Source organism: Nitrogeniibacter aestuarii, from assembly GCF_017309585.1.
Taxonomy (GTDB): Bacteria; Pseudomonadota; Gammaproteobacteria; order Burkholderiales; family Rhodocyclaceae; genus Nitrogeniibacter; species Nitrogeniibacter aestuarii.
This window is the reverse complement of the sequence record NZ_CP071321.1, coordinates 3,233,011-3,244,714: the sequence shown is the minus strand read 5'-3', so window position 1 is coordinate 3,244,714 and position 11,704 is coordinate 3,233,011. Positions and strand designations below refer to the sequence as shown.

Genomic DNA, 11,704 nt, shown 5'->3' with positions numbered 1-11,704 from the left:
CGCCATGGGCTCAAGCGTGAACCTCAGGGTTTTGGGCGTTCTCATGCGGCAGCTTAAGGGTTCCTCGCAGACCCCGAACGCGACGGTTTGCGAATCGTTGGCGGATTGCGATCAGGTGTTCTCCTGATCAGATATTCCGATTTGTAGAGAATATTTGCTTGCCAAGCAGCTTCAACCGAAATCGTCGGCAAAAGTGTAATGGGAAAAATGATGCATTTTTCGTGTAAGAAAGTACTGATTTTTGGTGGTACCGGTTCGCTGGGGCGGGCTCTTGTGCGCCGCTTGTCTCGTGATAACGAACTCATTCTGTTCTCGAGAGACGAGGCCAAGCACTGGACGATCAAGAACCAGCTTTCTGCTGACCAGAATGTGCGCTTTGTTGTGGGCGATATGAGAGATGAGGCCAGGGTGGAGGAGGCGCTGCTACGCGTGAATCCGGACGCTGTCATCATCGCTTCAGCGCTAAAGCAGGTTGATACATGCGAATTGTCGCCCTACGAGAGTGTGCAGACCAATATCCTCGGTATCCGGAATGTCGTCGAAGCAGTGACGCGTCAGGTTGATCGCCTCTCTCAACTTGACGCCGTGCTCATGGTCTCCACCGACAAGGCCTGCGCGCCGGCAAACGTTTATGGAATGTGCAAGGCCATCGCCGAGCGATTGGTGACGAGTTCGTCCCTTGCGTTCGATCGCCCCCGGTTCATCGGTGTGCGGTACGGAAACGTGCTTGAGTCGCGTGGTTCGATCATCCCGCTGTTCCGCCACCAGGCCGAGCACGCAGAGAGCTTCACGATTACTCACCCTGAAATGACGCGCTACATCATGACGCTTGATCAAAGTATCGATTTGATCGTGGCGACGATTCTGGGCGCAAGGTCGGGCGAGATGTGGCTTCCCAAGCTTAAGTCCATGCGAATCAAGGATCTTGCCGAAATCTTTTCGGAGAAGTACGGAAAACCGATCCGCACGATTGGCATCCGTCCAGGGGAAAAGCTCCACGAGGATTTGATTAGCCGGCCGGAATCCATTCGTGTGCGCGATGAGGATGGTTACTACAAGATGATCCCCGCGCACTGCGAGGTCGCGCTGGATGCTCAGATTTTCGACTATGCGTCTGATCAGGACGTGATGCCAAAGGATGAACTCGCAGCATATCTCGACTCCCTGGGTATCTTTACCCGGTCCATGAATGAGTTCGTGGGCAAGGAAATCGAAGAAATCAAAACTTCCAGCTAGGACGAGCGAATGAATTTCCCCCTGTTCAAGGTTCACATGCCAGTTGAAGAGGCGCTGGCGGGTGTGCGCGAGGTACTCGAATCAGGCTTCGTTAACGAGGGCGTTCAGGTCACTGAGTTTCAGAAGGCACTGACCGATTTTCTTGGCACGCGAAACCTCGTCCTGACCAATGCATGTACTAGTGCACTGACGATTGCGTACAAGCTTGCAGGCGTTGAGCCCGGGACTGAAGTCGTGACGACAGCGATGACGTGTGTGGCAACCAATACGCCAATCGTCAATCTGGGGGCAAATATTGTTTGGGCAGACATTGATCCGTTGAGTGGTTCGATTATTCCCTCAGACATCGAACGCAAAATCACGGATCGAACGCGCGCTATTGCCTACGTAAACTGGGCTGGGACGCCGTGTGACCTTGAGGCGATCTATGAGGTCGGGCAGCGTCACGGTATCCCGGTGATTCAGGATGCAGCGCACGCCTTCGGCGCAAAGTGGAAAGGAAAATCCGTCTGCCATTTCGCCGATTTCACCTGTTACTCGTTCCAGGCGATCAAGCATCTGTCGTCGGGCGACGGTGGTGCGATCGTATGCCGAGACGACGAACATTACGTACTCGCCCGCAAGCTGAAGTGGTTTGGCTACGACCGCGAAGCGGCAAAAGATGAAAAGGGTGAATGGAAAGGCCAGCGTTGGAGTGCCGATATACTCCCCGAAGAGGTTGGATACAAGTTCAACATGAATAATGTGTCAGCGGCTATTGGTCTTGCGCAGATGCCGCATATTGAGGGCCTCCTTGGCGCACATCGTGCCAACGGTGCCGTGTACAACGAGGCTTTTGCCGCCACGGCATTGATTGAGCCGATCAAGGTGCCTGCGGATGCAATCTCAAGCTATTGGGTCTATACCTGCCTGTTTTCCGGGACTGAATCGCAGCGTGATGCACTGATCGAGCGACTCAATGCCGAGGGCATCGCTGCGGGTCTCGTGCACCTGTCCAACGACATCTATACGGCGTTTCAGCCGTTCGAGGCTGACTTGCCTGGTACGCGTGAATTCGGGCGCCGGCAAATTTCGCTTCCATGTGGGTGGTGGATGTCGGAGGCTGACTGTCGGCTTGTCGCAGACCGGGTTCTGAGCATCGCCGCCGGTTTATAACTCGGCCTCGATGACCGCTCCCCGGATATTTGTTGGCACACTGGCGTGCGGTGAAGCTGAGCTCGAAGTATGCTGCTCGGCAATCGCATCCCAAATCGGCGTTCAGGTGACGCACCGTGTAATCTCGGACCAGCCGGAATTCGAGGCTCACAACCTTTTGTGGGCTGCTTGGGGTCATGCAAAGGCAGATCACGATTTGTTCGTCAAAGTCGATGCCGACACGATACTGAACGGCGATTCTGCTCTTGAACGGATTGCCGCGCTATTTGCGGATCGTCGAGTCACCGGTGCTCAAATGCTATTGCATGACTATTTCACCGATCGCCTGATTGCGGGACTGAACGCGTTTTCACCGCGTGTCGAGTTTCGACAGGCGTCGAGTCGGCTATTTGCTGATCATGCAGACCGGAATCACGATCTGGTGCTCAAGGGTGATGCAACTGCGCACCTTGCTCCGATTGGATGGCACTGTAAGTTTCCTCATTCGCGTCAGGCGTTTCATTTTGGACTGCATCGAGCCCTCAAGAAGCAACGTGAAGTCATCAGTCGTTGCGCGGAGGTGTGGTTGCAGCAGCGCGATGAGGCGAGGGCTTGGGCGCTGGCAGGGGCGATGAGCGCTGGTTGGCGAATGAGAAACAGCCATGATTACGCGAATGATCGATTCGAGAAGGCCTTTCTTCGATTAAAGGACGATCCCGCGCGTCTTGTGATCGAAGTCGAAGCATTCGTTAGAAAAAAACTTGGGGTGGAAGCCTGATGAATCCTTTTCCGGATAACGGAACATCTCGATTGATCATCCGCATCATGGAGCAGTGCGACGCGGAAGAGGCTCGGCTGCTTCACAACGAGGATTCGACGTTGATGCGGCTGTCCGACGTTGCCCACGTCTCTGAGGAGTCTCAGCTTGCCTGGTTTCGGTCAGTGAGCCAGTCTTGCTCTTCCAAACGCTATGTGGCTCGTACGCGCGCAGCGAACGATTTTGTGGGTGTCTTCCGGCTTGATCGTATCGATCACTGGAATCGCAGTGCATTTGTTGGAGCCGACGTTGCTCCGGCCGCTCGAGGTCAGGGTTACGCGTCAGAGATGTACGGCTATTTCTTCGAGTATCTGTTCAACCAATGCGGACTGAACCGGCTAGCATTGGTCACTCTTGAGAGTAATGAGCCGGCATTGCGCCTTTACGAGAAACTTGGTTTTGTGGAAGAGGGACGGGAGCGTGAGGCCATTTTTCGCGATGGCCGGTTTCAAGATCTCGTATCGATGGGGTTGCTCGCGAGTGAGTGGAGGCAAAAGGCGTGAGTCAGACACCTGATCGCACGCTGTTCTTGCTGGTGACCTGCTCGCGAGATGCTTCACGCAGGGACCTTGCGCTGCAGGTGTGCGACAACCTCGTCGATCGGTTGGGCGCGCTCGATCTGCTCGACAGGCTGGTTGTCTTCGACAACGCGTCAACATTTCCGGAGCATCTGGACGGCCTCCCCGACGCGGTACACGTGTGCCGGAGTGATACGAATCTGGGATATTGGACGGCGATTCAGTGGGTGCTGGATCACCTCGATCAGTTTGCGTTTGAGGGGATGGACTTTATCTACATGATTGAGTCAGACCTCTATCATTCCGATTTCTCCGCACTCCACTCGTGCGAGCAATTGCTCGATCAGCATCCTGAGCTCTCGTCGGTTCGTACCCAGGAATTTTCGGTTGGTCAGCGCTGGCGCTATGATAAACGGCTCAAGTTTCTTCCTTTCCACAAGGAGCGTTCGCACATCGCACTGAAAAATGCGATCACAGGCGAGAAGGCTTGGTTCAAGCGTGTGAAAGATCAGAATGGCTTGTTCATTTCCAATCTCCACCCGAAGCTTCCCGCTCTACACCGGATCGGCGATCTGAGGACTGTATTTGAGCAGCTCCGGACCTACGACGCGTTTGCAGAAAGCGACTTCTTCGCGGAGATGATGAAGCGCCACGAACTCATCGGAGTGCTCGACGGCGGAATCTTCTGGTCATTGATTTCATGGTCTGATCGCGATCGTGTGGTGTCTGGAAGCTATGGAAACGCCAAGCAACTTGAGACGACCGGCTACCAAGCAACCAGGCATAGTAAAATCAATGATTACGGCGCCGCCCGGATCTCGACCCACCCCTCTGCGTGGCGGGGGAAGGCTCCCGCATGAAGCCCCAAGCCCGACTTCGTCTGCTCGCAATCGTCGATTCGACTGAATACGTCATGAGCAATTGTTATCAGCATCAGCTCATGGCGGCGCTGAAAACAAAGTTCGACCTGAAAATTTGCAGTGTGCGAGAGTTCCTCCTCAATCCGTTGATCTGGCCGAATTCGTTTGACCGGGTGCTGTTGGCGATGAAGCAGCGTACCTTGCTTCGCCAGGTGGATGCTGTTTCAAAGCGCCTGAGTGGTCGAGAGGTTTTTGTTTACGATCAGGATCCGTGGCAGGCGTACATCGACGATTCCGCCAGCCGGGGCGCATACCCCGTCTTTGCCGACCGCCTGACCATCAGGGCGATCCTGATGACGACACGCTGGTGGACCGAGTTCTGCGTGAGCAAGGGAGTCCCGGCGCGTTTTGTGCGTATGGGGATGCTCCCCGAGTACTGCGTTATGGGAGGCGCTTGGGCCGATAGACGTGTCGCCCTTGGGTTTCAGGGGTCGCTGCATCCTCACCGCAGAAAGTTTTTCGATGAGTTGTCCGCGCTCGGCCTGCATGTGGACGTGATGGGCTCGCGCTCTTACTCGGACTATCTGGAATCCCTTGGTGACATCCAGATCTACATTCACACCGAGGATGATCCATGGTGTGTCGATGGTCAGATGATTCCGAGAAATGCCCTTTGGATCAAAGATGTCGAAGTGGCCGCCAGAGGTTGCTTTGCGATCCGGAATTGGGATGTCGACGCGGATGCCTACGATATTGATGAAGTGCCTACCATCAGGCACTTCAAAAATGTCTCTGAAGTGCCAGGAATCGTATCCGAGATTCAGTCCATGGATTCGCACGCACGCGACGATGCAATGCGTCGAGCAGTTGAGATTGTGCGTCAACGGGACGACTGGCAAACCGTCGTTCGCGAAATCGAGAGCGAAGCATGAGCATGTCGGATGGCATGATGGTCTGGCGTTCGGCCTTCCGGCTTGGCGGGAGTCGATCCCGCCGCTGGGGTAGTGTCTCGACAGCGACGGGATTGCTCGCCTTCGTGTTCGACTTCTGTTTCGCACTGACTTTGCAGCGCTTTTTTGTGTCGATTGGTCTCGTGAGCGGATCGGCAGACATGCCCTTGCTGGGCGCCCCCGGCTCCCCTGCATCCGAGGCCATGCTGTTCGTTGCTGCCGGACTTTTGAAATCCCTTACGGTCTGGGCCAACAGTGTTTCGACAGGGGCAACTCAGGTCGCGTTCGAGGCCAGAGTGAGAAGTCTGATCGCGCAATGGTCACTCGCCGACGGCAAAGTGGCCTCGGGTCGTGTTGCAACTCTCTTTGGTGACATTACACTTTGCAGTGCGGCCGCGGTCAGCACGTCATACTATTTTGTGGGGCGCCTGTTGATGCTGGGTGCCACGCTCGTCACCCTGCTGGTTTACTCGCTGGAAACAACGGCAGCCGTTCTCCTGTTGCTTATTTTCCTCACCCCTGCCCATCGGTTGCTTGATGGCGTGATCACCCGCGCCTCGGCCGACATTCAGCAGTCTCTGGCTTCGGTAAACGATCGCCTCATGCGCGGCGTGAAGAACGCGATCTTCCTCCACATCCATGGCCGGCTTGGCCGCGAAGTTGAAGATCAGCACGCATTGATCTCGCGCTTTGAAAACTCATCGCTTCGTTACTACTCGTTTGCGTCAGCCAGAGGCGTCATACCTCAGGTGGTCGGCATCTGCGCAGTTGTTCTGATTGCGCTCCAGGGATCGCAGGTGTTCGCCGACAACAGCGCAACCCTGATTGCCTATCTCTACATGGTGATGCGTTTTTTCCAGACTCTGGCAGAGGTTGCGCGTGTCACGGCCAATATTCGTGGCAACTGGCCACGACTACAGGTGCTATCCGATTGGTGTCGCATGGACCTTGCGCCGGTCGATGAAGCTATCCGGAGCGAGCTTCACCATTCCCGTCAGGCCGTCAGTGGTTTTGATCGGGTCGGCCTTACGCTCAAGGAGGTCGACTACGCCTGGCCGGGCGCGTGCCGTGGCCTCGAGAAGATCGATCTTGAATTCGGTCCAGGTAGTGCGACAGTGATCGTCGGGCCGTCCGGCGTTGGCAAGACAACGCTGCTACTGTTGATATCCAGCTTGATTCGTCCTGATCAGGGTTCAATCACGGTGAGCACTCGCGAGGGGGCGTTTGAGGCCTTCGACGTCAAACATCGCCTGCTGGCTACCGCAGCGTACGTTGGCCCAGATCCATTCGTGATCGACGGTACCGTGCGTGAGTTTCTCGCCTTCGGTCAGTCCGAGTCGAAAACTGACGAGCAGATGTGGCAGGCATTGGCCAAGGCCCACTGCGGTTTCATCTCTCAATCCGGTGCGGGCCTAGAGCACCGTTTGTCCGAGCAGGGAGGTGGCCTTTCAGCGGGTCAAAAACAGCGGCTCTCGATTGCGCGTGCACTTCTGCGCTCGCCGCACCTGCTGATTCTGGATGAAGCGACCTCGAATCTGGACGCTGACTCGGAACTGGCCATCATCGATACAGTGCGCCAATTGAAGGGCGAGGTCACGATCATCGCGGTAACCCACCGGGATGCGGTTCAAGCGATTGCAGATTCAATAGTTCAGTTTGACAGCGAAGGTCGAGTGACACAGGTTGCAGGTGAGGCATTGGTGGAGCGGGGTGAGCCGGTCAAGGAGTGGCATGAATAAGAAAATTATGGTGTTGGGAGGCAGTGGAATGCTGGGTGCCTCCCTCACGAAATGGTTTGCCAGGGTCGAAGATGTTGACACAACAGTCACGACGCGCACCGGCGCAATTCCCGAGGGCCTTGAGCGTTTCAGTCGCGATGTGGTGTGGAGCGTTCTCGACGCAGACTCGGCATCGATCGATTCGGTTGCCCGGCTGATCGAAGGCTATGATCTCGTCATCAACGCGGTCGGGCGAATCAAGCAACGTATTCGCGAAGGATCTCTTTCAGACAAGGAAGATACACTCCGGGCAAATTCCTTGTTCCCGCTCACCTTGGCTCAGGCAGCCGAACGAAGCGGAACACGCGTCGTTCAGATTGCAACCGATTGCGTCTATTCGGGTGAAAAAGGTGCTTACGTCGAGACGGACAGGCACGATGCGACTGATTTGTACGGTTTGAGCAAGAGCCTGGGTGAGGTCACCAGTCCGCACACCATCAATCTGCGGTGCTCCATCGTCGGGTTCGAACTGGCAAGTTCGTTCTCGCTGCTCAATTGGTTTCTTCACCAAGAGCGTGGCGCCACGATTCGCGGATTCACCAATCACTGGTGGAACGGCGTCACCGCGATGCATTTCGCGCGCCTGTGTGAAGGAGTGATGCGCAGCCCTGCTTGTGCCGGATTCGATACTCACGTTGTGCCAGCCGATTCAGTCACCAAGCACGATTTACTGTGCGCTTTCGCGCGCGCTTTCGACCGCGAAGACATCACGATTATCCCCATGGAAGCTGACTGCGCCGTAGACCGGCGCCTCGCTACGAATCGCCCCAGTGTGAATGATTCCCTCTGGCGCGCAGCTGGTTTCGAGCTCGCTCCCACGATTGAGCAAATGGTTTTGGAGTTGTCAGAATATGCATAACGATGGTGATCACGCTTACCGGATTAAGCGTAAACTTGTCGAAGCGTTCGAAAAAGTCGTCGGCTTGCGATCCGTACCCTTGCGACATGACGGGCGTGTGGATCACAAGTGGCATCAGGATTTCATCCTACACATGGCAAGTGTGGTGCGTCCCGAGCGTTACCTTGAAGTCGGCATTTTTCGGTGCGGGCTTTTCAACCAGATGATTCCGTTTGCCGGTAAATTGACGGGCGTCGACATTGCCGAAGAGGCAGGCGCTTCAATGAATCGCACCAGCAAAACGCGATTCATATGCTCGAAGTCGGTCGATTGCGCACTTGAACTCAAAGCGAAGGGCGAAACCTTCGATATGATCTTCATTGATGCCGACCATTCCGAACAGGCAGTCGATGCCGATTTCTCTCACTATTTCGAACTGCTGACGCCGCACGGAATCATGATGCTTCATGACACGCACCCGATCGATACGGCAGCGACCTCTCAAGAGCGGTGCGGCGACGGGTATCTTGCGATTGATCGGTTGTCAAGGCAGACGGACGCGTTCGAAATGATGACGATCCCGGTGCACCCGGGTCTGACGATCTGTCGTCGTCGAACCACTCAATTGTCGTGGCAGGAGGCGTGAGTCAGTGAAAATTCATGTGCATGCCACGGTGTCGAGTAACTCTGTCCGCTACTTCGAGTACGTCCGAGCGAATTACGAAGGGCTGAGCACTGGGTCGATCCCGGTTCACTACTATGCTTACTGCCTTGACAGTGCGTCTCATAAGGCTCTGGACGGTAGCGGTATCGTCGACGAAGCGATTGCGCTCAAATTCGGTCGTGGGTCGAAGGGGCATGCGATGTCTATCGACACAGCAATTTCGCGTTTCGTGCCGGGCGATATCAACGTTATTTCCGACACCGATATTACGATTCTGATGCAGGACTGGGATCGGGTGATCGTGGACCTGCTCACGGGCGAAAATGCAGTTGGCGTGGTGGCGACGCGGCTGGAGGGAATTGGTGGATTCAGTACCGGCGACACCAAGTATCAACAGTACAAGAACAAGCCGTCTACGACCTGGATGGCCATGTCGCCGGATTACGATTTTTCCGGTCTGACTGTCATGCCGGATAAAGACAATTTCATCGAAGTGACTACTCAGGAGTTGTCCGACCTCTACCAGTTGCCCATCGGTTTCTTCGTCGTCAAGGACACGGGGTGGCAGGTACCCTCTTATCTGCACAATCACCAGATTCCCTACCTCGCGCTTGATATTGTCAAACCCACCAGTGCAGACGCCAAAGCGCTGAAAGGGTGCAATCCGTACCACGACGAATTTCAGCTCAACGGTCAGCCGTTTCTTGCCCACCAGCGCGGCTCGATGAAGCATCGCTTCAGGATTGATCCGCTGTCTGTCGATTTTTACAACGCCTGCGATGCGTATCTCGGACAGCCGTCCTGGGCGGTGCATCCGGGCGCCGCAGACAGGCTGCGAGCGAAAGGGCAGGACCTCGTCAATTTGGCCAAACAGCCCATACGCGCGCTGCGCGATGCAATCAAGTCATGATTGCTCGGGCGGTCTGACGCCAGACTCTGCACTCAGATGAAGGTTGCGATCGGATTTCAGATTCAGGATGGGCCATGGGGCGGCGGGAATCGCTTCGTCAAGTCACTGAGCGAGGCATTGCTTGCCCGTGGGCATCACGCCGTGACCACTCTAGTCGACGCTGATATCGACATCATACTGATGGTCGATCCCAGATGGCGCCATCCAAACCTGACGTTCTCGTCAGGCGCGGTGTTGAGATACCTTCTGTTCAGGAATCCGCGCGCGTTGGTCGTGCATCGCATTAATGAATGTGATGAGCGAAAAAACACGCGGAGCATCAATGGCAAACTGAAGACGGTCAATTACTGTGCAGACCATACCGTCTTCGTCGGTCGCTGGCTGCAGGATCTGGATCTATGGCAGTGCTCATCGCAGTCAAGCGTCATCACCAACGGTGCCGATACGGCGACATTCAATCCTCTCGGGTGGTCTCGGTGGGCGAGGCGCGGGCCGCTCCGGCTGGTGACCCATCATTGGGGCGGAAACTGGATGAAGGGATTCGACATTTATTCCCGCGTTGACAGAATGCTCGACCAGCCGGAGTGGAGAGATCGAATCGAATTTACCTACGTCGGTAATTTACCCTCTGGCTTCCGCTTCACGACCGCGAAGCACGTTGCGCCTCTTGATGGTGAAGCTCTAGCCGGCGAACTGAGACGTCACCATGGCTACCTCACCGCGTCAATCAACGAACCGGGCGGGAACCACCAGAACGAAGGGGCTCTGTGCGGGCTACCGTTGCTGTACCGAGACAGTGGCTGTATGCCGGAGTACTGTGACGGCTTTGGTGTGTGCTTCACGCCTGACAATTTCGAAAATTCACTGACACGATACATTGATGAATATGATTACTGGGCTGATCAGATGCCCAGCTATCCCCACACCTCCGCGCGCACCACTCAGAATTACGTTGCGCTGTTTGAGCGCATGCTCGATGACCGGGAAGGCTTGTTAAAAAAACGTCAGCTCTGGAGAAAGCCGGGGGCTGTTCTCAGAAACCAATTACCGCTGTGAGCCATGAGAAAAGATTACATCCAATCTTCGAACGGCAACATTGAGTCGGAAGACGATTTCGTTGAATCCTATTGGACCGACGTATGGGAAAAGAACGGTGGTATCAAGGGCAACACCGAACGAATCGAGCGGCAGGACGAATACAAACTGATGCGTCCTTACCTCGAAGCGCTCGAGCCTGGTGCCAGGGTGCTGGACGGTGGGTGCGGAGTCGGCGAATGGGTGCTTCACTTGCGTGAGAGTGGCTACGACGCTGTCGGTATGGACATTAGTCGAGCGACAATTGCAAAGCTGGGAGAGCGGTTTCCAGGCGTCGAGTTTGTTCCTGGCGATATTCGAAAGACGGGATTCGCGGACGAGAGCTTCGACGCGTATTTTTCGTGGGGCGTTTTCGAGCATTTCGAGGCAGGGCCTCAGGCATGTATCGAAGAAGCCTACCGTTTGCTCAAGCCGGGGGCGTATCTGTTCATCTCAGTGCCGCTTGATAACGTCAGGCAAAGCGTGCGGGGAAGCCTGGCCAGGCCGGCGGTCGCACCTCAGAGTGAGCGTTTCTACCAGTACCGCTTCACGCGCGCGGAGCTCGCGCGTGAGCTGATCAATGGTGGCTTCGAAATCGAGAGTATTCATCCGATTCATAAGCGCCAGGGGGTGCTTCGTTCGTTGCATCACGAGCTTGGCCTCAAATACGAATGGTTTCTGACGCGCGCAATGTCGGTCGCGCTTGCGCCTGTCCTGCCGAGCTGGGTATTTGCCCATATGGCGCTGGCGGTGGCCCGACGTCCCGCTTCGTTCGAAGAAGGCGCGCTTAAGTGATGCCGACTTTCCTTTTGAATCCTACCGGGGAGCCTGCAACTTGGTAGCAGCGAAAGATCTGGCTCGCGCGGTCGTGGCTGCGCCTTGGCGGGGGCTGGCCTCGATTGGAATCAGGCGTGTGGCAAACAGG

At 55.7% G+C, this 11,704-nt stretch carries 12 protein-coding genes; all 12 read left to right on the top strand.

Translation table 11 applies throughout. From position 1 onward, the window contains the following. The first annotated feature begins 198 nt into the window (after nucleotides 1–198). The 12 genes from J0W34_RS15125 to J0W34_RS15070 are packed head-to-tail and all read left to right on the top strand — an operon-like array spanning nucleotide 199 to nucleotide 11,574. Nucleotides 199–1,236 carry an SDR family NAD(P)-dependent oxidoreductase gene (locus J0W34_RS15125; RefSeq protein ID WP_227818029.1) on the top strand — a complete coding sequence of 346 codons (1,038 nt, stop codon included), beginning with the start codon at nucleotides 199–201 and terminating at the stop codon, nucleotides 1,234–1,236. A 9-nt stretch (nucleotides 1,237–1,245) separates the two neighbouring features. After that, nucleotides 1,246–2,391: a DegT/DnrJ/EryC1/StrS family aminotransferase gene (locus J0W34_RS15120; protein WP_227818028.1), complete on the top strand. Its 1,146-nt coding sequence runs from the start codon at nucleotides 1,246–1,248 to the stop codon at nucleotides 2,389–2,391. Nucleotides 2,392–2,401: 10 nt separating this feature from the next. Continuing rightward, nucleotides 2,402–3,148 (top strand): glycosyltransferase family protein, encoded by a 747-nt coding sequence (locus J0W34_RS15115; protein WP_227818027.1) that lies wholly within the window; start codon nucleotides 2,402–2,404, stop codon nucleotides 3,146–3,148. Next, nucleotides 3,148–3,690, top strand: a complete 543-nt coding sequence (locus J0W34_RS15110; protein ID WP_227818026.1) for a GNAT family N-acetyltransferase — start codon at nucleotides 3,148–3,150, stop codon at nucleotides 3,688–3,690. The genes J0W34_RS15115 and J0W34_RS15110 overlap by 1 nt, the downstream gene beginning before the upstream one ends. Then, the gene (locus J0W34_RS15105; protein ID WP_227818025.1) at nucleotides 3,687–4,565 is read left to right on the top strand and encodes a hypothetical protein; all 879 of its coding nucleotides are present in this window, start codon (nucleotides 3,687–3,689) and stop codon (nucleotides 4,563–4,565) included. Before J0W34_RS15110 ends, J0W34_RS15105 begins: the two co-directional genes overlap by 4 nt. Next, nucleotides 4,562–5,497: a hypothetical protein gene (locus tag J0W34_RS15100; protein WP_230969332.1), complete on the top strand. Its 936-nt coding sequence runs from the start codon at nucleotides 4,562–4,564 to the stop codon at nucleotides 5,495–5,497. Before J0W34_RS15105 ends, J0W34_RS15100 begins: the two co-directional genes overlap by 4 nt. Further along, nucleotides 5,494–7,254 carry an ATP-binding cassette domain-containing protein gene (locus J0W34_RS15095; protein ID WP_230969331.1) on the top strand — a complete coding sequence of 587 codons (1,761 nt, stop codon included), beginning with the start codon at nucleotides 5,494–5,496 and terminating at the stop codon, nucleotides 7,252–7,254. The genes J0W34_RS15100 and J0W34_RS15095 overlap by 4 nt, the downstream gene beginning before the upstream one ends. Further along, the gene (locus tag J0W34_RS15090) at nucleotides 7,247–8,152 is read left to right on the top strand and encodes a sugar nucleotide-binding protein (protein ID WP_230969330.1); all 906 of its coding nucleotides are present in this window, start codon (nucleotides 7,247–7,249) and stop codon (nucleotides 8,150–8,152) included. Before J0W34_RS15095 ends, J0W34_RS15090 begins: the two co-directional genes overlap by 8 nt. Next, nucleotides 8,145–8,777, top strand: coding sequence for a class I SAM-dependent methyltransferase (locus J0W34_RS15085; RefSeq protein ID WP_230969329.1), 633 nt, complete (start codon nucleotides 8,145–8,147; stop codon nucleotides 8,775–8,777). Before J0W34_RS15090 ends, J0W34_RS15085 begins: the two co-directional genes overlap by 8 nt. A gap of 4 nt (nucleotides 8,778–8,781) precedes the next feature. After that, a complete protein-coding gene (locus J0W34_RS15080; RefSeq protein WP_230969328.1) occupies nucleotides 8,782–9,705 on the top strand; it encodes a hypothetical protein in 924 nt (307 codons plus the stop codon). Between the two features lie 36 nt (nucleotides 9,706–9,741). Beyond that, entirely contained in the window at nucleotides 9,742–10,761 is a 1,020-nt protein-coding gene (locus tag J0W34_RS15075) for a glycosyltransferase family protein (protein WP_230969327.1), read from the top strand. Nucleotides 10,762–10,764: 3 nt separating this feature from the next. Beyond that, on the top strand, nucleotides 10,765–11,574 hold the full coding sequence (locus tag J0W34_RS15070) for a class I SAM-dependent methyltransferase (protein WP_230969326.1): 810 nt from the start codon (nucleotides 10,765–10,767) through the stop codon (nucleotides 11,572–11,574). Nucleotides 11,575–11,704 lie beyond the last annotated feature (130 nt).

What these genes read in the sequence shown, in the direction of transcription:
- J0W34_RS15120 (WP_227818028.1), top strand. Translation starts at nt 1,246, where the DNA reads ATGAATTTCCCCCTGTTCAAGGTTCACATGCCAGTTGAAGAGGCGCTG.
- J0W34_RS15115 (WP_227818027.1), top strand. Translation starts at nt 2,402, where the DNA reads ATGACCGCTCCCCGGATATTTGTTGGCACACTGGCGTGCGGTGAAGCT.
- J0W34_RS15095 (WP_230969331.1), top strand. Translation starts at nt 5,494, where the DNA reads ATGAGCATGTCGGATGGCATGATGGTCTGGCGTTCGGCCTTCCGGCTT.
- J0W34_RS15075 (WP_230969327.1), top strand. Translation starts at nt 9,742, where the DNA reads ATGAAGGTTGCGATCGGATTTCAGATTCAGGATGGGCCATGGGGCGGC.
- J0W34_RS15070 (WP_230969326.1), top strand. Translation starts at nt 10,765, where the DNA reads ATGAGAAAAGATTACATCCAATCTTCGAACGGCAACATTGAGTCGGAA.
- J0W34_RS15100 (WP_230969332.1), top strand. Translation starts at nt 4,562, where the DNA reads ATGAAGCCCCAAGCCCGACTTCGTCTGCTCGCAATCGTCGATTCGACT.
- J0W34_RS15090 (WP_230969330.1), top strand. Translation starts at nt 7,247, where the DNA reads ATGAATAAGAAAATTATGGTGTTGGGAGGCAGTGGAATGCTGGGTGCC.
- J0W34_RS15110 (WP_227818026.1), top strand. Translation starts at nt 3,148, where the DNA reads ATGAATCCTTTTCCGGATAACGGAACATCTCGATTGATCATCCGCATC.
- J0W34_RS15085 (WP_230969329.1), top strand. Translation starts at nt 8,145, where the DNA reads ATGCATAACGATGGTGATCACGCTTACCGGATTAAGCGTAAACTTGTC.
- J0W34_RS15125 (WP_227818029.1), top strand. Translation starts at nt 199, where the DNA reads ATGGGAAAAATGATGCATTTTTCGTGTAAGAAAGTACTGATTTTTGGT.